Raw genomic sequence first — 21,342 nt, forward strand, 5'->3', positions numbered from 1 at the left:
GTCCGCTATTCGGCGGAGGGCCGCTTGCGTTGCTGCTTGGTTGTTGACCGCAGTTTCTTGGCGACGAGGCGGCGACGGTTCGAGCCGCGGGTAGGTTTGGTTGCCCGGCGGCCGGGCCCGGCCGGAGCGAGGCCCTTGGCCACCAGGTCAGCGAGCCTGGCCAGGGCGATCTCCCGGTTGCGCAGCTGCGAGCGCCGCTCCGAGGCCGCCACCGTTATCACGCCGCCGATGAGGCGTGGTCCAAGACGCGTGAGCAGGATCAGCCGTTGGCTGTCTGAAAGCGCCGATGACTCCCTGAGGTTCCACGAGAGTTCCACCCGCGTGTCCGAGGTGTTGACGTGCTGTCCGCCCGGCCCGGATGAGCGCGAGAACCGCCAGGCGAGTTCCGACGCGGGAATCGTGAGTTCGGGCAGTACCTCCAGATCCATGGAATAAGCGTTGCACGGATCCGGAACCTCTAAGCGGCGGTTACGGCGACGGTGCGTGTCGCCAGAACCCGGCCGGTAACCCAGTGCAGGAAGTCGATCGCGATGGTGTACCGTCCCGCAGCCGGCGGGCGCAGCAGGAAGTCGAACTTCTCCGCCGCACCCGACTTGAGGATGCTGGTGACCAGCGGCTGGCCGGCCATTGAAGGCTGGACCGCCGGGCCGTCCGGGTTCGGGGTGTTCCAGAAGGGGCGGCCATCGTGGGCGATGAGTTCGGCGATCTGAGCCGGTTCACCCGCCGCATTCAGGAACCGCGTCCGGGTGGGAAAGTAGTCAACATTCACCATGCGGACCAGTGTGGGGGCGACGCCGGCCCTGACGACATTGGCACGCATCGAACTGATCGCCCATACCCTGTCGCCTCCGGGTCTGCTGGGGATCGTGCCGCCCAGGAGAAGGAAGTGTTTGGGCTCGAAGCGGTTCAGGCCTGCATCGTCCCCGGACAAACCGGCCGCATGGTTCAGTTCGTGCCACCGCGGGTCAATGGAATAGGGGGCAATCAGTGTCTCGGTGGCGATATCATACAGCGGACCCTGCACCGAGTGGCGGCGCATTCCCTGCGGTGGCTGCGCCATTGCGCGGACCGGAGGATCGATGATGATCGGGCCGAACATGCCCATTTGGACGTGCAGGGGTGTGTTGACGTGGCAGTGGTAGAAATAGGTTCCGGCCGAGCCGCGGTTGGGGTTCCCGAACTCGCCTACATCTGTTCTCCACTGGTAGGTGTAGTGACCGGAGACTTCGAAGGACGTGTGGCCTACGCCGTCATTCCGTGGGTCCGGTTCGATGCCGTGCCAGTGGATGGTGTGGACCCTTTTGCTGGGTTCGATGGTGCCGTGGAACAGTTGGCCCTCCGTCAACCGCACCAGCGGGCCGGGAAGCGCGCGCCCTGACTCGCCGCTCTCAAAACTCCAGAATTCGATCTCGGGACCGTTGGGTATCTTCAATTTCCTGTTGAAGAAGTCGAACTCCATGCTGATGTCCGGGCGTTGCGGGAACTTCGTTTCCGGGCTTCCCTCATGGGGCTGGTCCGAGGCGAACTCCACCTGGCTCCGGTACTTGTGGTGGCCACCTTCCACCGTCTCCGGAAGGCCGGAGCCCGTGTTCGCGTCCGCGGCCAGTACCCAGTCGGCGACAAGCCCCCCGGGGTAGAGTCCGCCCGCCGCCGTCTGGGAGGGCTCTGCATGGCAATGCATGGGATACCTCCAGTCCTCACGCCGGGCATCCCACACCGGGTCCAGTACGTCCGGTGGACGCCGGACGGGAAGAAGTGACTCCTTCCGGTCCAATGGTTCCAGCTGGACGGTGTCCTCCCAGTGCTGCAGCAGGACGTCCCCCTCCGGGCTGACCCGTCCGCGTTCCCGGGGAAAATCATAGCCATTGGCACGTACAGTCCAGACGTGGTTGCCGTGGTAGTGGAGCTGGTGGTCCACGATGCCGGCGTTGACCATCCTCATCAGGTGTCCTGTGCGGACGGCGCCGCTGGCCGGCGAGGCGCTGAAGTTCCTTACGTCGGTTTCGCGCGGGTGGCCCGAGGGCAGCGTGTCCTGTTCCCGGCGCTCATTGAATTCTTCATTGGTGGTAACTGCCAGTGACTGGAAACCCGAATAGCCGTTGATGGTGAAGTACCGGGGTACGGCCGGTGTTGTGACTGGGTTGACCGTCTGGCCGCGGGAGGCGATGCGAGCCCAGGCAGGATCCACGTCGTGGCACAACCACAGCCACTGTCGTTCGAACTCGGTCCCGCCAGGAAGGAGCTGCCAGGCGTGGGACGGGTGGATGACCACAAGCGCGCCGTACAGGCCCAGGGTCCGTTCCACCGGTTCGTTGCCTGGGTCGGAGAACAGGTAGGTGCCGGGCAGCGGTGCAGCGAACTCAAGAACAGTTGATGCTCCCGGGGCTACCGGGCCTGTGCTTTCATCTCCGCCTGCCGGGCCGGCACCATGGAACCGGAGTTCGTGCGGTTGCGAAAGATTGTTGTGCACCCTTATCCGGATGGTACTGCCTGTCTCCGCGATGAGGGTCCGGTCCGGAAAGTAGCTGGCCCAGTATTCCTTCCTCGCCAGGTACTGTCCGGGATTTGCCGGGTCAGACTGCAGCGGGGCAGGCCTGCCGTGCGGCGGCGGCGGAGCGGTGAGGGGATAGGTCCGGCTTGCCACGACGTCTCCGGCAGCAGTGAAGACCCGCGGACTCATCGACAGGGACGGACTGGCGTCCGACAAGGTGGTGCGGCGCTCGCCGAATCCCCGGTGATAAACCAAGGAGCCGTCCACCATCGCCACGTAACCCTCGTTGATGTGGAAGTCCAGGATGCTCATGACCGTGCCTCATCCGTAGTGAGGGACGGGAGCGCAAGCCGGTAGGTCCGGTCCTGCTGCTCGTCGGAGTACTCCAGCGCCAGTTCCGGGGAATCACGCGGTGCCAGGTAGCTGATCAGAACGTGCTCCGTGGCACGTGCGGCTATGGGGCCGGGATCGCGGTCGGAGTCCCGCGGCGTTACTGACGTAGCTGAGGAAGCCAGCTCGAGTCGAAGCTGGCCCGGGCTGAAGAGCACCGGGGTATCCCCGGCATTGTGAAGTTGTACTTCGAGCAGCACGACGTCGGCCCAGGTGAGGTTCACCGGTTCCGGCCGCACCGGATCTCCCAGCGCGCCGTCGTCGTGGCCGTGACCGTCGCGAGGAAGCTCTTCCCTCGCGCTGACACGGCGAATCTGCGTGCTGCTTCCGATGCCTCTGCCGGCGGTGATGTGTGAAGCAGCAGCGGCCAGGGTCTTGAATGCTGGTTGGCCTTGAGCATCGAGGCGGGCAAGGCGTCCGGCCCGAACAATTGCCACGGATCCGAAGCTCGTGGCCACGCTTGTGGTGATGTTCTCCCGACTCCGTCCGGAAATTCCATAGGTACCGCCAGCCAGCAGCAGGAAAGCGCCGCCACTGAGCACTAATCCGAACTGGCGGCGACTTAGGTTTCGATTGGTGAATTGGCTTGGTTGAGGATGCATGGCGCCTCCTATGTCATTGCGGAACATCGTGCCCCTTCCGCCACCTGCTTGCCCTAAACTTCGTTGGCGCAACCATCGTGGCCCCAACGTGGTCCAAGCTTCGCCTGCGTCGCTTGGGAAATCCTTGGCACATGCCCGCCGCCACCGCTGCCACGTGGCTGCACGCCGACGGGTTCCTCGACCTTGGGGCTCCGATTGGCGCAGGAGCCTGCCCGGGGCGCGATCAGTTTCAGTTCTCGCAGCTAATGCCCGCGAGCGGCAGCACCTACCAAGTGACGGTTGCGCGCCTCGATGAGTTTCTGCAGGTAGCCGGCGAGGACCAGCCTTTCGACGAGCCGCCCCACGGGTCCGAAGGGGGCCGCGAACTCGATCCGGTCCACCATCAAGGTCCCGGCGGGATGCTCCGTAAATTCATGCACGTGCCGGAACCGCCGGAACGGTCCCCGAACCTGTTCATCAACAAAATAGTCAGGCTGCTGCAACTCGTTGATCCGGCTCGTCATCTGTAGCGGAAGGCCGAAATGCCAGGCCCGCCACGTTACTTCGTCGCCCAGCGAGATGAGGCCGGACGTCACACCGGCAATGGCTTCCTCACGGGACTTCGCCATCGATTCCTTATGGGCGTCGACACTCCGGGCAAGGTCAAACAGCTCCAGTCTGGGCATGCTTGTCCGCGTTGTGCACTCAAAGTAGACGGCCATTGTCAGAGTATTGCAGTTCTTCGTTTCCCTGCCCGACATGGTGCAGGCGCAAACGCGATCCCTGCCCGGCACCGAAACCGTACAGCTCCCACCCGGCTTGCGGTTCTACAGCGCAGGTGTGGACGGTAGACTTGGATGGGCCGTTCTCCGGCCATTGCCGCCCACGCCCACCACAGACGCTCTGGGCTGCGGCTTATCCCTCTGTGAAAGGCTTTACCTGCTGTGATTACTGTCCAGGATCTTGAACTGCGTGCCGGCGCCCGGCTCCTGATGGACCAGGTGAGCTTCCGCATCGACAAGGGAGACAAGATCGGACTGGTGGGCCGCAACGGCGCCGGGAAGACGACGCTTACACGGGTTCTCGCAGGCGAAGGACTCCCCGCCGCCGGCAAAGTCACCCGCACCGGCGAGATCGGCTACCTGCCCCAGGATCCGCGCACCCCTGACATGGAGCAGCTCGCCCGGGACCGGATCCTGTCCGTCCGCGGCCTGGACATCGCCGTCGGCAAACTCCGTTTGGCCCATGAAGAGATGGCCAGCGAGGACGCCGCGGTCCAGCGCAAGGCCATGAACCGTTATGACCGGCTCGAGTCCGAGTTCCTGGCGGCCGGCGGTTATGCGGCCGAGGCCGAGGCGGCCGCCATCTGCTCCAACCTCGCCCTGCCGGACCGTCTCCTGAACCAGCCGCTGAAGACGCTTTCCGGTGGCCAGCGGCGCCGCGTGGAGCTGGCCCGGATTCTTTACTCGGATGCCGAGACGATGCTCCTCGATGAGCCCACCAACCACCTCGACGCCGATTCCATCGCCTGGCTTCGTGACTTCCTGAAAAACCACCAGGGCGGACTGATCGTGATCAGCCACGACACCGAACTGCTCGAAGCCACCGTTAACAAAGTCTTCCTGCTCGACGCCAACCGCGCGCAGATCGACTTCTACAACATGGACTGGAAGCGCTACCTCACGCAGCGCGAAACCGACGAGCGTGCCCGTAAGCGGGAACGTGCCAACGCCGAGAAAAAGGCCCAGGTCCTCTTTGACCAGGCAAACAAGATGCGGGCCAAGGCCACCAAGGCCGTCGCAGCGCAGAACATGGCCAAGCGCGCAGAGCGCCTGCTGAGCGGACTGGAAGCAGTCCGCGAGCAGGACCGCGTGGCAGCCCTGCGTTTCCCGGACCCGTCACCCTGCGGCAGGACTCCGCTGACGGCCGAAGGCCTCAGCAAGTCGTACGGTTCACTGGAGATCTTCACCGACGTGGACCTGGCCATCGACCGCGGCTCGAAGGTTGTTATCCTCGGCCTCAACGGCGCCGGCAAGACTACCCTTTTGCGCATGCTGGCCGGCGTGGACAAGCCCGACACCGGTGACGTGATCGCCGGGCACGGCCTCAAGGTGGGCTACTACGCGCAGGAACATGAGACGCTCGACGTCGACCGCACCGTCCTGGAAAACATGCGGTCCGCTGCTCCCGACATGAAGGACGCAGAGGTGCGCGGCATCTTGGGCTCCTTCCTGTTCTCCGGGGACGACGTCGACAAGCCCGCCGGCGTGCTTTCCGGCGGCGAGAAGACCCGCCTGGCACTGGCCACCATCGTGGCCTCCAGCGCCAACGTCCTGCTCCTGGACGAGCCCACCAACAACCTCGACCCCGCCAGCCGCGCCGAGATCCTGGGCGCCCTCAAGAACTACAGCGGCGCCGTCGTCCTGGTAAGCCACGACGAAGGGGCGGTCGAAGCCCTCAACCCCGAGCGCGTCGTCCTGCTGCCTGACGGCGTCGAGGACCACTGGAACGAAGACTACCTGGACCTGATCACCCTGGCGTAAGCCTTCCCTCCCCGGTTGGCTCCGCTTCGCGGCGCAGGTGATTTCCCGCGTGCTGGCTCGTTCCTCGCCTCTGACGCACGCTACATAAATCACCTACGCCGCTTCGTTCGTGCCTCTGGAGCCTTTTACGCTTCAGCGCACCTTCAGTTCCAGCGCTTCGGTTATTTCTTTAAGTTGCCGGTAGGTGATGCTGAACATTGAGTTGTGGTCGCCTGCTCCTGCCCAAAGGAGCTCGTGCTTCTGGAGGGACTCGTCCAGTATGGTCCTGATCTTTTCGGGGTGGCCAACTGGTGCTACTCCGCCTACATGCTGACTGGTGTGCTTCAGGACGAAATCGGGGGAGGCCCGGCGGATTCGGCCTTCCCCCAACTGCTCTGCCACCAGCTTTGTGTCCACACGGGCTGCACCGCTGGCTAGGATGAGCAGGGGCTCCCCGTTGAGGTCGAAGATCAGGCTGTTGGTGATTGCCGCGAGGTCACATTCCAATGCCTCCGCCGCCGCGGCCGCTGTCGGGACTCCGGTCGGAAAGGTCCGCACAGTGTCGCCCACGCCGGAGCGCACCAACGCTGAGCTCACTCGGCCGACCGGTCCGCCGTCGTACCCTGTCATGCGTCAGTAGCCCTGCGCGTCCAGGAGGGCGTCTTCCTCTTCTTCGGAGGTTGCGTGCTTGCGTTTGCGTGGAGTTGGCGGACGACGGCGGGCTGACGCGGCGGCGGAATGGACTGGCCGGCCGGGCTCATCGTCGTCGTCCTCGGCGTCGATCGCTGCGTTGCGGGCCTGCTGGCGGGCCGCGTAGCCGAAGCCCACAAACATCAGCACGCCGAACGCGAACCACTGCAGCGAGTAGGACAGGTGCGTGCCCTCCTCGATGGACGGCTTCGGGAACGGCAGTGGCATCTCGACGGCAGGCGGAGTCTCGGAGGCGAGCTGGCCATAGGCCCCGGTGAGCAGGGGATATCCGAGCTGCGCCGAGTAGGCCGCGAGGTCGATGGAGGCCAGCTGGCCTTCCGGTGCACCACGCTGCAGTTCCGGCTCTGGATGCTTCAAACGCACGACGGCGGTCACCTCGCCTGCAGGAGGGGCGGGCACCGAATCGGGGCTGCCGGGATTGTTGTTGCCGATGGGCAGCCACCCGCGGTCAACCACTACCGTTTCGCCGGTGGTGAGGCGGAAGGGGACAACCACCTCATAGCCCGGCTGGCCGTTCAGCGGACGGTTCCGGACGACGCGCTGCTCCCCGGCGAGGTACGAGCCTTGCAGCTCCACCTGGGTCCACTCCATGGCAGGGTCCAGCCGGTTGAACTGCTCCCTGGCCTCAGCGAAAGGGATTGGCGCGGCCGAGTAGTTGGTCACCACACGGTTGATTTCGGCCAAGGTCTCCGCGCGGCGGTCCATCTGCCACCGGCCCAGGAAAACGCAGGCGGACGCGAAAATGGCAGCCAACAGGAGATAGCCCAGCCACTTGCTGGAGAAGAGGAAACGGTACATTCAGCTGTCCTGCTCCAGGGCACCGGATACGCCCTGGTCCGCAAGCGGCAGGGTTTCCTTCCACAGCCCGCGGGTTTGCAGGTAATCCTCCAGCCAGTCCCGGTGGTCTGCACAGGCCAGCCAGGTCTTGCGGCGCTCGGGGGAGTGGATCTTTGGATTGTTCCACTGGAGCTGCCAGGCTGCCTGTTCGCGGCACGCCTTCCGCGAGCAGATGGCGGCGGCTTCCGCCATCTTGGGATCGGTTCCCGCTGCGAAGTCAAAAATGCTCATGATGCCCTTCGCTCCTGCCCGGATGGTGTTTCGTCGTCGTCATCAATCAACTCGCCCTGCAGGACTTCGCTGCCGTGCTCATCCTCGGGGATCGGAGCGGGCGGGCTTTCAATCTCGGCCAAAGGTGCAGAATCCAGCAGCAGGTCGCTGTGGCCCTCGGCCGTGTCGTTGCCATTGGCGATAACAACCGCAATCCATGGCAGGAACACAGCCCCGGCAACCATAACGAGCTTAAGCCAGCCGTCCACCACGAAGATCAGGATCAGGCAGACCATGCGGATTCCCATGGCCAGCGCGTACTTGACCATGCGCTGGTGCATGTCCTCGGAATGGGCTCCCGCGGCTTCCGTGATGCTGTGGACTTCCGAATCGCCGGAGAACCGCTCGGGTTCTTCAGGCGCGGATTGTCCCGCATGGTTTTCAAGGGTCACGGTGGTTGATCACGCTCCAAAGGCTTACGTCAATTCTCTCACCAACGGCAGTGCCACCCAAACCAGGCCCGGGGCTGACGCTAAGATCGAAGTCAGCCAAATCACCCCTCTTCCACCGCGGTCCACTGCCGCAGAAATCCGGAGCCTTTTTCATGACTGAAGCAGCCACCGCACCCCGCAGCGTCCTGATCACCGGCGGCAACCGCGGCATCGGCCTGGCCATCGCCGAAGCGTTCCTGGCCAACGGGGACAAGGTGGCCGTGACCTACCGCAGCGAGTCCAAGCTGCCGGAGGGAATTCTGGGCGTCAAGGCGGACGTCACCGATGAGGCGTCCGTGGACGCAGCCTTCAAGGAAGTGGAAGCTGCGCATGGACCGGTGGAGGTCCTGGTGGCCAACGCCGGCATCACCAAGGACACTTTGCTGCTGCGCATGAGCGAGGACGATTTCACGTCGGTCATCGACACCAACCTGACCGGCGCGTTCCGGGTCATCAAGCGTGCCTCCAAGGGCATGATCCGCCTGCGCAAGGGCCGCGTGGTCCTGATCTCTTCCGTGTCCGGCCTGTACGGCGCCCCGGGCCAGATCAACTACTCCGCTTCGAAGGCCGGCCTGGTGGGCATTGCGCGTTCCCTGACCCGCGAACTGGGTTCGCGCGGCATTACCGCGAACGTTGTGGCCCCCGGCTTCATCAACACGGACATGACCGCTGAACTGCCTGAAGCCACCCAGAAGGACTACCTGTCCAGCATTCCGGCGGGCCGTTTTGCCGAAGCCACGGAGGTTGCCAACGTGGTCCGCTGGATCTCCAGCGAGGAAGCCGCCTACATCTCCGGCGCTGTCATTCCCGTGGACGGCGGCCTGGGCATGGGCCACTGACCCGGTAGCGGACCAACAAAGCCCTCATTCGGCGGCAGCGAACGCCGCCGCCAGCCAATCTGCCACCTCGCCGTCAACCTCGTCGACGCCGTTCAATTCCAGGTGGTGCATCCAGATTCCGGCGGACGGACTGATGATCTCCTTGAAGCGGCTCGAGTCCAGGCGCCGCGGCAGGGCGATGGACAGCACCGCCGGAACGGTGGTCTTCAGGTATCGGCGCGGGTTCCAGACATAGGCGAACCCGCGCCGGTTCCGAAAAGCCACCTGGCTGGCGGTGGTCCGCATTGTTGCCTGAGGCGGCATGACATGCTGTACGGCCGCGCAGATCTGCAATCCTTCCGGAGAGCCGCTGAACACCTGCTCTGGAGTGGACGCGCCACCGGACGCATCCGCCTGCTTTTCCATAGGGGGAGCTTACGCCCGGTCATTCTTCCGGGAGGCGCGCTTGACGGGTCCTGGTGCCCGGGCCCGATCCGCCCAACTAGCCGTCGCCGCCTTCTTTGTGGGGGTCGCACAAGCGGATCGGCAGCGGCCGCTGGCATGATGGACTGCAGACCTTCAGCGATTTAGACGTTTCGAACAAAGGGAGCTCGTATGGGACTGCTGGACAACAAGACCGCCATCGTCACCGGATCATCGCGTGGCATCGGCGCAGAAGTGGCGAAGATCCTCGCCGGCCAGGGTGCCGCCGTCGTGGTCAACTACCGCCAGAAGGCGCCGCGCGCCAACAAGGTTGTGCAGGGAATCGAGGCCGCCGGTGGGCGTGCCGTCGCCGTGGGGGCCGACCTCACCACCCAGGAAGGCGTTCAGGCCCTGGCCTCCGCCGCCATGGAAAACTTCGGCTCGCTGGACATCCTGGTGCTGAATGCCTCCGGCGGCATGGAAACCGGCATGGGCGAGGACTACGCGCTCAAGCTGAACCGCGACGCCCAGGTCAACATGCTCAACGCAGCCGTGCCCCTGATGAAGGAAGGCTCCCGCGTGGTGTTCGTCACCAGCCACCAGGCCCATTTCATCAATACCGTGCCCACCATGGAGGCTTACGAGCCCGTGGCCCGCAGCAAGCGTGCCGGCGAGGACGCACTGCGCGAACTCGTTCCCGGCCTCGCCGAAAAGGGCATCACCCTGGTGGTTGTATCCGGCGACATGATCGAGGGAACCGTCACCGCAACGCTCCTTGACCGCTCCACCCCGGGTGCCATCGAAGCGCGCAGGGCAGAAGCAGGCAAGCTGTATTCCGTGGAAGAGTTCGCTGAGGTGGTGGCCAGCATGGTTACCGCCGATGTCGAGTCCGGCCACACCGAATACGCAGGCGGCGCCGACTACTTCGGCAAGGGCGCCGGCCAGGCCAGCTAGGCCCCGCAACGCAATGCGAAAGAGGCCCACGCCGTCAGGGGAATGCTGAGGGCGTGGGCCTCTTTCGTCTCCTAAGCGGGACTTAGACGCCTGCGACGTGGCGGACGGCGTCGAGGTACGGCATGTTGACGGCGGCGTCGGCCACGGCGCGTACGGCAGGCTTGGCGTTGAACGCGACGCCGATCCCGGCGGCGCCGAGCATGTCAAGGTCGTTGGCGCCGTCGCCCACGGCCACGGTGTGCTCGAGGGCGATGCCTTCGGCGGCTGCCCATTCGCGCAGGTACTTTTCCTTTGCCGCCCGGTCCACCACGGCGCCCAGCACCTTGCCGGTCAGGGCACCGTCGACGATTTCCAGCTCATTCGCCTGCCAGTAGTCCAGGCCCAGCTCTGCGGCAATCGGCTCCAGGATCTGGTTGAACCCGCCGGAGACCACAGCCACCACATGGCCCGCGGCCTTGAACGCTGCCACGAGTTCGGCGGCCCCCTCGCTAAGTTTCACTTCTTCACGGACGGAACGGACGACGTCGGCCGGCAGCCCTGCGAGCACCTGCACCCGGGCGTGAAGGCTCTGGGTGAAGTCCAGTTCTCCGCGCATGGCAGCTTCGGTGACGGCAGCCACCTCTTCGCGCTTCCCGGCGTAGGCGGCGAGGAGTTCGATGACCTCCTGCTGGATCAGGGTGGAGTCCACGTCCATGATCAGGAGTTTGCGTTCTGCCGAGCGGAGGCCGTTGGGGACCAGGGCGGTGTCCAGTCCCGCGATCGAGGACCCGGCGACGGCGTGGCGGAGCGCCGCGATTCCGGCCGCGGTGGCGTCCGGAAGCTGAAGTTCAGCCACATGGACCTGGTACCGCTCGTCGCCAAGGTCCGTTTCGGACAGCAGGGCGGCCCCTTGTCCAGTGAGGACGGAACGCAGCTGCTCCAGCCCGGTTGGGGTCACATTCAGGCCATAGCTGACGGCGGTCACGTTCGAAGTCATGCCTGCAATCTTAGTCAGCGGGGGAGCGGTGCCTTGAATTCATTGCACGACGGCTACCCTGCCTGCCATTTCGAGCTACAACTTTCCCCCTGCCGTTATGCAAATGTGACAGATGGGGCTCTTGTGACGTAGGGTCTGAAGCCGTGCCGGTATTTCCTAATACGGCACTCCTGAGCAGACTTGCCTAACTCTGCCGCTGCCCGGGATCCGTTCGCAAAATCGTCCGGCAGAGACGGGGAACCCAATAACGGCCTGCTTCCGGCAGTCCTTGGGGTGAAGCCGTGCCTGGTGCCTTCGTGCACCATCACGGCCGGGTGTCTCCCATCCGAATCCGACAGCTAACCTCGCAGGCAGTGGGAGAGGCTCTCTTATGCCCAATGGCAAAGCTCACGGCCGCCGCCGCGCGGTCCCCGTCCACACCAGCCCCCTGGCGGTCCTGTCCAAATCAGTCGCCGGCCACGCCGGCGGTGTAGGCCGCCAGGCCGCCGTCATCGCAGCCGCTTCCGGCCTCGTCCTGACCAGCGGCATCGCCGCCCAGGCAGCAGACGCCCCAACCCAGCGCGAAGCCGAGCCGGCCTCGAACCTGGAAGTCACCAGCCAGGTACAGACCCCGCTCAGCGCAGACGCCACGGTGCAGATCTCCTTCGAACGTCCCGCCGTCAAGACCACTCCTGCCCCCGTCGTGGAAGCCCCCAAACCGGTCGCCGTCGAGATCCCCAAGGCCGTCGTTCCTGCGGCGTCTGCTGCGGTAAAGACACAGGCCGCTGCGCCGGCAAAGGCCCAAGTCACCGTCACCCCGGCTGCTGCCGCTCCCGCTGCCCCCGCTCCCGCCCCGGCAGCAGGCGGAATCAACGCCATCATGGTTTCCTCGGCATACGCCCAGATCGGCATGATCCAGGACTGCACACGACTGGTCGAAAACGCCCTGAATGCTGCAGGGATTCCCGTCGGTGACCTCGGGCCGATGCAGTTCCTGAACTACGGCACCGTCGTCAGCGATCCCCAGGCCGGCGACATGGTGGTCCAGTCCGGCCACGTGGGCATCTACGTCGGCAACGGGCAGGTTCTCAGCTCCGGCCTGAACGGCAGGAACGAAACCGCCGTCCACCCCCTGACCTGGATGACCTCCAAGGGCGCCGTCACCTTCGTCCGCGCCGGCTAAACAGACTGAATAAAACTGATGAAGGCCGGTGATTCAACGCCTTGGGGGCGATGAATCACCGGCCTTCAGCATGTCTGCGGAAACAGGGGTTTCTCCTGAAACCATGCCGTCACCTGTGACTGCCCAATGACAGACTGTCCCGATGGAGTGGACGCGCGCGAAGGACTGGCTGATCGGTGCACTTGGGATGCTCCTCGTCCTGGGGCTCGCGGCTGCGGTCCTTTGGTGGGTAGTGAGCGAGCCGGCCGCGGGGGAGGCAGGGCCTGTGCCGTCACCGACGGCGGGCGCCGAACGTATGCCCGATGCAGGGCCTCCCGCTGACCTGCGCGAGGACGAGGTGTGGCTGGCCGACCTTTCGCTGGATGCCGGGACAGTGGTTGCCGCGGGCTCGACGCTCCGCGACGTTCGGGTTGTGGGGCAGGACGTGACCACGGGCCCGGACGGGCCGGTCGCTTCCCGGCTCACTGTAGATGCCACCGTGCCCTTCGAGGTTGTCGCCGGGGAGCTTGGCAACGGGACCGAGGTCCGCGCCGCTGACGGCGGCCAGGCCATGGTGCTTCGCACCGTCGAGGCCTTGGGCCGTGAACTGCGTGTGATAGCCACCGGCACTGTCGAGGTTCAGGCCGGCAGGCTCGTCGTCGAGCCACGCTCGATTGACTTCGGCGGGCCGGATTTCCTCTCCGGCGCCACCGCCGCCGTCGTGCGGCGGCTCGTAACCATAGAGCATGACATTGAGGGCCTGCCCGAAGGCCTCGTGCTCCACGACGTCGCCGTTCAAGGTGACGGTTTCCGGGCCAACCTCCGGGGAGAGAACGTCCGGCTCGTCCGGTAACTTCACGCGTCCTGTCCGGGCACGACACCGGTTATCAGTCAGCCTCTTTTTTGTCCTAGTGTCTACTCCTATGAGTGATGTTCTGGAATTGGCTTCCGTTAGCGTTGTCCGAGGTAAAAAGACCCTGTTGGACAAGATCGACTGGGAAGTCAACGAAGGCGAACGCTGGGTAATCCTCGGCCCGAACGGCGCCGGCAAAACCACTCTTCTCCAGATCGCAGCCGCCCGGATGCACCCGAGCAGCGGCAGGGCCGGAATCCTGGACGAAATCCTGGGCCGGGTGGACGTTTTTGAACTCCGCCCCCGCATCGGACTTTCCTCCGCAGCCCTCGCCACCCAGATCCCCGAACACGAGAACGTCCTCAACGTCGTGGTCACCGCCGCTTACGGCGTCACGGGCCGCTGGCGTGAGGGATACGAGCGCGACGACGAGCGGCGGGCCTTCCGCCTGCTCAACGACTGGGGGATGGGTCCGCTCCTTAACAGGACCTTTGCCACACTCTCGGAGGGTGAGCGCAAGCGGGTCCAGATCGCCCGCGCCCTCATGACCGATCCGGAGCTGCTGCTGCTCGATGAACCCGCCGCCGGCCTGGACCTCGGCGGCCGCGAGGAACTCGTCCACAAGCTGGGAGAACTCGCACGGGACGAGGCAGCACCTGCCATGGTCCTGGTCACCCACCACCTGGAGGAAGTGCCGCCGGGCTTCACCCACGCCATGCTGATGCGCGACGGCGGAGTGGTTGCCGCCGGTCCCATCACAGGCGTGCTGACCGCCGAACACCTCAGCACCACCTTCGGGCTGGACCTGGATGTGACCGTCAACGCCGGCCGGTACACCGCCGTCGCACGCCGCTAAAGCGGCACCCAGCAGCTTGGACCTACTCAGCAGCATCTTTGTGTCCATCGCCGGCCTGTGGGCCGGCACCATCAACGCCGTGGTGGGCTCCGGCACCCTGGTGACGTTTCCCGTCCTCATTGCCTTGGGTGTCACCCCTGTTGTCGCCTCCATGAGCAATGCCATGGGCCTTGTTTTTGGTACCGCTGCAGGTGCCTTCGGCTACCGCCGGGAACTGAAAGGCCGCGGCCGCCAGCTCATGCGGCTCCTGCCGGCGTCCCTCCTGGGCGGCATTTCCGGCGCCTGGCTGCTCCTGCACCTCCCGGAAAAGGTCTTCCACTACGTCGCCCCGGTCCTCCTGGTCCTGGCCCTCCTGATGGTGGTGTTCCAACCCCGCATGCAGGCCTGGGTCCGCAACCGGGAGGAAAACCCGGAGCACGCCGTACGGGACAAGCGCCACACCGTTCTCCTGGTGGTCCTCGTCTATCTGGCCGGTGTTTACGGCGGGTACTTCGTCGCCGCCCAAGGAATCCTGCTGGTCGGCATCCTGGGTGTGTTCCTCACCGGCACCATCCAGAACGCCAATGCCATGAAGAACATCCTGGTGCTGGGCGTGAACCTGGTGGCAGCCATCTCCTACCTGCTGTTCGCGTTCGACCGGATCAACTGGCTGGTGGTGCTGCTTATCGCCATCAGCTCAAGCATCGGCGGTCTGCTGGGCGCCAAGGTGGGCCGGCGGCTTTCCCCGGCAGTGCTCCGCGGTGTGATCTTCGTCCTGGGCCTGGTGGCCCTCGGATTCATGACGGCGAATCTGCTGAAATAATCACCCGGTGACAATCCACTATCTTGAGTCCGCCGCGGACCCCCGCGTGTCCGACTACACTCAGCTCACGGACGTGCACCTGCGGAAGCTTCGCGAACCGGCCGAGGGCATGTACATTGCCGAATCCTCCCGCGTGCTTCGCCGCGCCCTGGCCGCAGGGCACCAGCCCCGGTCATTTTTCCTCGCGGAAAAATGGCTGGATGACCTCCAGGACATCCTGGGCGCCTACCCCCAGGTCCCCGCCTTCATCGGCAAGCCGGCCCTCCTGGAGGAGATCACCGGATTCCATCTGCACCGCGGAGCCATGGCCGCAATGCAGCGTCCGGCGCCGGTTCCGCTGCCGGAACTGCTGGCGGGAGCGCGGCGGGTGGCCGTCCTGGAGGACATCGTGGACCACACCAACGTGGGCGCCATCTTCCGTTCGGCCGCCGCCCTGGACATCGACGCAGTCCTGGTTTCGCCCCGGTGCGGCGACCCCCTCTACCGGCGAAGCGTCCGCGTGAGCATGGGCACTGTGTTCCAGGTGCCGTGGGCCCGCCTGACCAACTGGCCGGAGGACCTCCACGTGCTCAAGGAGCAGGGGTTTACCGTTGCCGCCCTGGAGCTGACCGAGGATGCGCAGGACGTGGACGCGGTCGCTGCGCAAAATCCGGAGCGGCTCGCCCTGGTGCTGGGGACTGAAGGAGCCGGCATGAGCGCGGAGACGCTCGCCGCCGTCGACCTCGCCGTGAAGATCCCCATGCGCAACGGTGTGGATTCGCTGAACGTTGCCGCCGCATCAGCCGTTGCCTTCTGGGAACTGCGTCCCCGGGATTAGGGGCCGGCGGGCAGTTCGCGGGCACCCTGGTTATCCGCTATTATTGATAGCTGGCTGCCCTGCGTCTTACGGCACGGAACGCGGCCATCCCATTCATACCTGGCAGCTGGCAAAATCCAGTTGTGCGAACAAAGGTCCCATTATGAAGTCTGATACCCACCCGAAGTACGAAGCTGTTGTTTTCAACGACCTGGCTTCCGGCGTCAAGTTCCTGACCAAGTCCACCGTTTCTTCCTCGAAGACCATCGAGTGGGAAGACGGCAACACCTACCCGGTCATCGACGTCGAAATCTCCTCTGAGTCCCACCCGTTCTACACGGGCAAGCAGCGCATCATGGACTCCGCAGGCCGCGTCGAGCGCTTCAACGCTCGCTTCAAGGGCTTCGGCGGCAAGAAGTAATTCACTTCCCCCCGAGCTTCACAGGGAAAGCCCGCACCGGCAACGGTGCGGGCTTTTCGCGTTAGCGGCCGGCATCGTTTCAGGGGCCGCGCCATTCTGGGGCAGGATGGGAGGCATGACTGCCACGCCCGCTCCAGCTGCTGATTCCACATCCCGCCGGCACGGCGAGTACAAAGTCCCGGGCGGCAAGCTCGTGGTGGTCGACCTGGACGTCGTGGACGGCCGGCTGGTGGACGTCTCCGTCAGCGGCGACTTCTTCCTGGAACCTGACGAGGCACTCCTGGACATCAACCGTGGGCTGGCGGGGTTGCCGGATACGACGACGGCGTCCGAGCTTGCCGCCGCCGTTACCGCTTCGCTGCCGGAAGGCGCAGCCCTGTTCGGCTTTTCACCGGATGCCGTGGCCATCGCGGTCCGCCGAGCCCTGGCCAAAGCCACGTCGTGGGCGGACCACCAGTGGAACCTCATCCCGCCCACCGTCCTGCCCACCGAAATCAATGTCGCCCTCGACGAGGTCCTCACCGAAGAAGTGGGCGCCGGCCGCCGCAACCCCACGCTCCGGTTCTGGGACTGGCAGGAGCCCTCAACGGTGATCGGCAGCTTCCAGTCCTACCGCAACGAGGTGGACCCCGACGGCGTGGCGAAGCACGGCATCAACGTCGTCCGCCGTATCAGTGGCGGGGGAGCGATGTTTATGGAGGCAGGCAACTGCATCACGTACTCGCTGTACCTGCCCCAGACCCTGGTGGACGGCCTTAGCTTCGCCGACTCCTACCCCTTCCTGGACGCCTGGGTCATGTCCGCGCTCGAGAAGCTGGGCATCACCGCGTTCTACGTGCCCCTGAACGACATCGCCACGGACCAGGGCAAGATCGGCGGCGCGGCGCAGAAGCGCCTGGCCAACGGCGGCATGCTGCACCACGTCACCATGAGCTATGACATCGACGCCGACAAGATGGTGGAAGTGCTCCGCATCGGCAAGGAAAAGCTCTCGGACAAGGGCACCCGCAGCGCCAAGAAACGGGTGGACCCGCTCCGCCGCCAGACCGGCCTTGCCCGCGCCGAGATCATTGCGGCCATGATGGAGGTCTTCACCGAGCGGTATGGTGCTACGCCATCAGAGCTGACCGAGAGCGAACTGGCCACGGCGCGGGAGCGCGTCGGCACGAAGTTCGGCACCGACGAATGGCTCCACCGGGTCCCCTGAACTTCAATTGGACCGTAACTGCCGTTGACCGTCGGGGTTCGGTGTGCAGGGGCTGCCCCTGCGCACCGGGGCGGGGCTTCACTGCGCAGAAGGGCTCGAAAATGGGGCTTTGACGACGGCGGCCTGCGCGGTAAGCGCCCGCAGCAGGTGGCTGCGCTGCTCCACGATGATGCGGCGCAGTGCACGGGGCGCCTCTGCGTTCTCGGCCAGCCACTGGTCCGTGCGCCGGATGACGGGATGGTCCGCCGGTTCCGAGACCTCGGCCAAATCCTGCGCCAGGGGGTACAGGCCACGGACAATCCGGCTGGCAATCTCGATGCTCCGCCCGTCCCAGATTGCGCGCAGCCACTCAAAGTACGGCTCCACGTAAGGCTCCAGCAGTTCTGCCGGGGACGTCGTGAACCCGGAGATGGTGGCGGTCAGCAGCTGGTTGGACAGTTCGCTACCTCGAACGGCCTTGTTCCACGCTGCCGCCTTGACCTCCGGGTCCGGCCGGGCAGCCATGGCTGTGGCGTGGCCGGCCCGTCCTGAGGCCGTGGTGTCACGGGCCAGCTCGGCGTCCAGTTCCGCCGCCGTCGCCTGGCCGTTCGCCGCCAGGGCATGCCAGAGGTGCCACCGCAGCTCCGCATCCACGGCCAGGGCGATAACCGGGGCGGTACCGTCCAGCAGGCCCTTCAGCCGGGGCACCAGGGCGCCATCGTGCCTGCTGGCGGTGGCGAGGGTCCGGGCCCAGGCCAGCTGCTGGTCCGAGCCGGGCCGGGCGCGGTCGAGTTCAGCGGCGGCGGTGGCCAGGAAGGCAGCCCGCAGCGGACCCCGCTCCCGGACAGGGGTGTAGCGTTCGACGGCGGTGCTTGCGTTGTCGAGGATGTTCAACAGGACCCCGATGCCCGGCTCAGCCGGTCCGAACGCAGCAACGGCGTTAACGTACCGGGCCGCAGGACTTTCACCGTCGCGGGCGGAGTTCCAGAGCGCCGTCCAGCACAGGGCACGGGCCATCGGGTCCACGATCCGGTCCAGTGAGGCAAGGACCGTCGCCTCGGATGCCGGGTCCAACCGGACTTTGGCGTACGTGAGGTCGTCATCATTCACCAGCAGGAGCGCCGGCCGAAGCTGCCCTGCGAGTTCCGGGAGTTCAGTCCGTGCACCCGCCACGTCGGTTTCGATACTTCCGGTGCGCACCAGCGCGCCGTCGGCAGCGAAATTGTACGAGCCCACGCGCAGGCGGTGCGGGCGGGATTCCTCGCGTCCGGTGGCGGGATCCGTAGCCTCCTGAACGATTGCCACCCGGCCCAGCACGCCGTCGTCCGCTGCTGCATTTGCCGCGATGTCGAGGGACAGCGTGGAAATGCCGGAGGTCTTCAGCCACTGCTCCGCCCACCCGGCAAGGTCCCGGCCCGAAGCAGCGCTGAGGGCCGCCAGCAGGTCGGCCAGGGAGGTGTTTCCGTAGGCGTGCTTGCGGAAGTACCCACGGGAGCCGGCGATGAACGCCTCGAACCCCACATACGCCACGAGCTGCTTCAGGACCGACGCGCCCTTGGCGTAGGTGATCCCGTCGAAGTTCTGCTTGGCGGCCTCGAGGTCCGGGATGTCCGCCACGATGGGGTGCGTGGTGGGCAGCTGGTCCTGGATATAGGCCCAGGCCTTGCGTTTGGTGGCGAAGTTCACCCACGCGGTGTCCCAGTCGGTGGCGCGGTCCACGCCCAGGGTGCCCATGTAGTCGGCAAAGGATTCCTTGAGCCACAGGTCATCCCACCACTGCATCGTCACCAGGTCGCCGAACCACATGTGCGCCATCTCGTGCATCAGCGTGTTGGCCCGGCCCTGGTACTGCGCGTCCGTGGCGCGCGAGGTGAAGACGTAGCTTTCGGTGAATGTCACCAGGCCGGGGTTCTCCATGGCGCCGAGGTTGTATTCGGGCACAAAGGCCTGGTCGTACTTGCCCCAGGGGTAGGGGTAGTCGAAGAGCCGGTTGCAGAAGTCCAGGCCGTTCTTTGTGAGCCGGAACAGCTCGTCCGTGTCGAAGGAGTCCGCCATTGACACCCGGCAGTACAGGGCGAGCGGCACGTCCATGGCGGTGCCGTCGTCGAGTGTTGCCTGCCAGCGGTCCTCCGCCTTGAAGTAGGGCCCTGCCAACACCGTGGTGATGTAGGTGGACATGGGCTTGGTGGTGGCGAAGTCCCAGCACGCCGCGGACGGGGCGCCGGCAAGAAGGGTGCGTTCCACCTCAGCACCATTGGAGGCGACCTGCCAGCCGGCGGGAGCCGTCACATGGAAGGTGTAGGCGGCCTTGAGGTCGGGCTGTTCAAAGTTGGCGAAGACCCGGCGGGCGTCCGCGGGCTCGTACTGGGTGTAGAGGTAGCACTGGCCGTCTGCCGGATCCACGAACCGGTGCATGCCCTCGCCGGAGCGGCTGTAGCGGGCGGTCCCGGTGACGGTCACCTCGTTCCGGGCCTGCAGGTTGTCCAGCCTGATCCTGGCGCCGTGCACCACGTCCTCCACACGGAGTTCCTGGCCATTCAAGGACACGCTGTGGACGTCGCCGATGAAGTCCAGGAACGTCGAGGTACCGGGCTGTGCCGCCGAGAAGGTGATGGCACTGCGGGTTGGATAGCCTGTCACGGCCGGGTCCTCAGCCTGGCGCACATCCAGCGAGACGTCGTAGCTCGTGGTGCTGATCAGGGCTGAACGTCCGGCGGCTTCGTCGCGCTGCAGATTCTCATGTGACACCCGGCTATCTAATCACGGGTTAGGCGGCGATCAGCAGGGCGGCGGCAAGTCCCAGGATGGCGATGAGGAGCCAGGACGCGAGGGCGGCCAGGAGCGCACGGCCTCCGGTGTGGAGCAGCGTGCGCACGCGCACGGCGGAACCCAATCCGAACAGTGCTGCGCCGAGCAGGATGTCCTGGAGGGCTGCTCCGGCCTCGAGCCAGCCTGCGGAGAGCCAAACGGTGGAGCGCAGGGCCACCATGGCCATGAAGCCCAGGACAAAGAGGGGCACTACCGGCGGCAGTTTCGTGTCCCCGCCCTCCACCCCTGGGCCCGACTTCGAAACCAGCCGCTGGTGCGCACCCGCCAATGCCGCCACGGGCGCCAGCAGCAGCACCCGGGTGAGCTTGACGACGACGGCGATGCCCAGCGCCGTCGTTCCAGCAGTTTGCGCCGTGGCCACCACCTGGCCCACATCGTGCACCGAAGCGCCCGTCCAGGCGCCAAAAACCGGCGCGCTGAGCTGCAGGGGATGCACCAGGAGGGGCATAACCCCGATGGCAAGTGTCCCGCAGAGCGTTACCAGCGCCACCGGCAGGACGGTGTCCACGTGCCGGATGCGGCGGACGGCCGCCATGGCGCCGATGGCAGACGCACCGCAGATCGAGAACCCTGTGGCCACCAGGAGCGATGTCACCGGCGGGAGCCGGAACAGCCGGGAGATCAGGTACGTTCCGCCGAAGCTCACCGCCACCACCGCCGCGATCAGCACCAGGGCCAGCCAGCCCAGTCCCAGGACGTCCATAACGCTCACCTTCAGCCCCAGCAGGACAATCCCGCCGCGCATCAGGTGCTTGCCGGCGAAGTCCAGCCCCGGGCGCGCCCTGCCGGCAGTCCACACTCCAGCGGCCGGCAGGTTGGCGGCCAGGACGCCCAGGACCACCGCCAGGGTCATGACGGGGAGAACGGGAACGAGCCAGTGGACCAGGAAGGCCGCGGCCAGGGCAACGGCCGCCGTGGCCAGGCCCGGGAGCAACCGGTCAGCCCTCCCGGGGATGCCCGGGTGCGGGGTAGGAAGGCTTCTACTGACTGGCACTCACCTACTGTGCCGGAAAGGACACGGAATCCACGAACCACACCACCTTCGCCAACACGC

The 21,342-nt window shown here is 65.6% G+C and carries 22 protein-coding genes and 1 riboswitch; of the genes, 10 read left to right on the forward strand and 12 right to left on the reverse strand.

The genetic code is table 11. The annotated features are described in order from the left end of the window. Positions 1 to 5: 5 nt before the first annotated feature. The 4 genes from arfB to M1D93_RS09565 form a co-directional block, all read right to left on the reverse strand. Entirely contained in the window at positions 6 to 428 is a 423-nt protein-coding gene (gene arfB / locus M1D93_RS09550) for an alternative ribosome rescue aminoacyl-tRNA hydrolase ArfB (RefSeq protein WP_461174845.1), read from the reverse strand. 29 nt (positions 429 to 457) lie between these two features. Then, positions 458 to 2,803: a multicopper oxidase domain-containing protein gene (locus M1D93_RS09555; RefSeq protein ID WP_461174846.1), complete on the reverse strand. Its 2,346-nt coding sequence runs from the start codon at positions 2,801 to 2,803 to the stop codon at positions 458 to 460. After that, positions 2,800 to 3,318: a hypothetical protein gene (locus M1D93_RS09560; protein ID WP_461174847.1), complete on the reverse strand. Its 519-nt coding sequence runs from the start codon at positions 3,316 to 3,318 to the stop codon at positions 2,800 to 2,802. The genes M1D93_RS09555 and M1D93_RS09560 overlap by 4 nt, the downstream gene beginning before the upstream one ends. A gap of 407 nt (positions 3,319 to 3,725) precedes the next feature. Further along, complete coding sequence (locus tag M1D93_RS09565; RefSeq protein ID WP_461174848.1) at positions 3,726 to 4,148, reverse strand: SRPBCC family protein; 423 nt, start codon at positions 4,146 to 4,148, stop codon at positions 3,726 to 3,728. Between the two features lie 258 nt (positions 4,149 to 4,406). Here M1D93_RS09565 and M1D93_RS09570 point away from each other — a divergent pair, with 258 nt between their 5' ends. Beyond that, complete coding sequence (locus tag M1D93_RS09570; protein WP_163163637.1) at positions 4,407 to 6,005, forward strand: ABC-F family ATP-binding cassette domain-containing protein; 1,599 nt, start codon at positions 4,407 to 4,409, stop codon at positions 6,003 to 6,005. Positions 6,006 to 6,137: 132 nt separating this feature from the next. Here M1D93_RS09570 and M1D93_RS09575 read toward each other — a convergent pair whose 3' ends face one another. The 4 genes from M1D93_RS09575 to M1D93_RS09590 are packed head-to-tail and all read right to left on the reverse strand — an operon-like array spanning position 6,138 to position 8,194. Next, entirely contained in the window at positions 6,138 to 6,614 is a 477-nt protein-coding gene (locus tag M1D93_RS09575; protein ID WP_461174849.1) for a YbaK/EbsC family protein, read from the reverse strand. A gap of 3 nt (positions 6,615 to 6,617) precedes the next feature. Further along, complete coding sequence (locus M1D93_RS09580) at positions 6,618 to 7,493, reverse strand: SURF1 family cytochrome oxidase biogenesis protein (RefSeq protein WP_461174850.1); 876 nt, start codon at positions 7,491 to 7,493, stop codon at positions 6,618 to 6,620. Next, positions 7,494 to 7,763: a hypothetical protein gene (locus tag M1D93_RS09585; RefSeq protein ID WP_461174851.1), complete on the reverse strand. Its 270-nt coding sequence runs from the start codon at positions 7,761 to 7,763 to the stop codon at positions 7,494 to 7,496. It abuts the gene before it with no gap. Beyond that, entirely contained in the window at positions 7,760 to 8,194 is a 435-nt protein-coding gene (locus M1D93_RS09590) for a DUF3099 domain-containing protein (protein ID WP_461174852.1), read from the reverse strand. Before M1D93_RS09590 ends, M1D93_RS09585 begins: the two co-directional genes overlap by 4 nt. 152 nt (positions 8,195 to 8,346) lie before the next feature. On the opposite strand from M1D93_RS09590, the gene M1D93_RS09595 reads away from it, so the two are divergent. Next, positions 8,347 to 9,072, forward strand: coding sequence for a beta-ketoacyl-ACP reductase (locus M1D93_RS09595; protein ID WP_163163647.1), 726 nt, complete (start codon positions 8,347 to 8,349; stop codon positions 9,070 to 9,072). Positions 9,073 to 9,096: 24 nt separating this feature from the next. Here M1D93_RS09595 and M1D93_RS09600 read toward each other — a convergent pair whose 3' ends face one another. Then, positions 9,097 to 9,477, reverse strand: a complete 381-nt coding sequence (locus M1D93_RS09600; RefSeq protein WP_461174853.1) for a DUF5655 domain-containing protein — start codon at positions 9,475 to 9,477, stop codon at positions 9,097 to 9,099. Positions 9,478 to 9,666: 189 nt separating this feature from the next. Between M1D93_RS09600 and M1D93_RS09605 the strand changes: the two genes are divergently transcribed. Continuing rightward, entirely contained in the window at positions 9,667 to 10,428 is a 762-nt protein-coding gene (locus M1D93_RS09605; protein ID WP_461174854.1) for an SDR family oxidoreductase, read from the forward strand. A gap of 82 nt (positions 10,429 to 10,510) precedes the next feature. Here M1D93_RS09605 and serB read toward each other — a convergent pair whose 3' ends face one another. Then, positions 10,511 to 11,404 (reverse strand): phosphoserine phosphatase SerB, encoded by an 894-nt coding sequence (gene serB / locus M1D93_RS09610; RefSeq protein WP_461174855.1) that lies wholly within the window; start codon positions 11,402 to 11,404, stop codon positions 10,511 to 10,513. Positions 11,405 to 11,577: 173 nt separating this feature from the next. Further along, a riboswitch (cyclic di-AMP (ydaO/yuaA leader) is annotated at positions 11,578 to 11,771 on the forward strand. 3 nt (positions 11,772 to 11,774) lie between these two features. Between serB and M1D93_RS09615 the strand changes: the two genes are divergently transcribed. The 7 genes from M1D93_RS09615 to M1D93_RS09645 all read left to right on the forward strand — a co-directional run bounded on the left by M1D93_RS09615 (position 11,775) and on the right by M1D93_RS09645 (position 17,480). After that, positions 11,775 to 12,566 carry an NlpC/P60 family protein gene (locus tag M1D93_RS09615; protein ID WP_461174856.1) on the forward strand — a complete coding sequence of 264 codons (792 nt, stop codon included), beginning with the start codon at positions 11,775 to 11,777 and terminating at the stop codon, positions 12,564 to 12,566. Positions 12,567 to 12,708: 142 nt separating this feature from the next. Beyond that, positions 12,709 to 13,398, forward strand: coding sequence for an LmeA family phospholipid-binding protein (locus M1D93_RS09620; RefSeq protein WP_461174857.1), 690 nt, complete (start codon positions 12,709 to 12,711; stop codon positions 13,396 to 13,398). A gap of 70 nt (positions 13,399 to 13,468) precedes the next feature. Further along, a complete protein-coding gene (locus M1D93_RS09625; RefSeq protein WP_461174858.1) occupies positions 13,469 to 14,254 on the forward strand; it encodes an ABC transporter ATP-binding protein in 786 nt (261 codons plus the stop codon). Positions 14,255 to 14,270: 16 nt separating this feature from the next. Beyond that, positions 14,271 to 15,056, forward strand: a complete 786-nt coding sequence (locus tag M1D93_RS09630) for a sulfite exporter TauE/SafE family protein (protein WP_461174859.1) — start codon at positions 14,271 to 14,273, stop codon at positions 15,054 to 15,056. Positions 15,057 to 15,063: 7 nt separating this feature from the next. Next, positions 15,064 to 15,873, forward strand: a complete 810-nt coding sequence (locus M1D93_RS09635; RefSeq protein ID WP_461174860.1) for a TrmH family RNA methyltransferase — start codon at positions 15,064 to 15,066, stop codon at positions 15,871 to 15,873. A 142-nt stretch (positions 15,874 to 16,015) separates the two neighbouring features. Then, a complete protein-coding gene (locus tag M1D93_RS09640; protein ID WP_090956047.1) occupies positions 16,016 to 16,273 on the forward strand; it encodes a type B 50S ribosomal protein L31 in 258 nt (85 codons plus the stop codon). A gap of 115 nt (positions 16,274 to 16,388) precedes the next feature. Further along, on the forward strand, positions 16,389 to 17,480 hold the full coding sequence (locus M1D93_RS09645) for a lipoate--protein ligase family protein (protein ID WP_461174861.1): 1,092 nt from the start codon (positions 16,389 to 16,391) through the stop codon (positions 17,478 to 17,480). A 78-nt stretch (positions 17,481 to 17,558) separates the two neighbouring features. Here M1D93_RS09645 and pepN read toward each other — a convergent pair whose 3' ends face one another. Together pepN and M1D93_RS09655 are read right to left on the reverse strand one after the other, a co-directional pair. Beyond that, positions 17,559 to 20,207, reverse strand: a complete 2,649-nt coding sequence (gene pepN / locus M1D93_RS09650; protein WP_461174862.1) for an aminopeptidase N — start codon at positions 20,205 to 20,207, stop codon at positions 17,559 to 17,561. A 19-nt stretch (positions 20,208 to 20,226) separates the two neighbouring features. Beyond that, the gene (locus M1D93_RS09655) at positions 20,227 to 21,282 is read right to left on the reverse strand and encodes a YeiH family protein (protein WP_461174863.1); all 1,056 of its coding nucleotides are present in this window, start codon (positions 21,280 to 21,282) and stop codon (positions 20,227 to 20,229) included. Positions 21,283 to 21,342: the final 60 nt, after the last annotated feature.

The sequence above is a fragment of the Arthrobacter sp. Z1-9 genome (genome assembly GCF_054792695.1).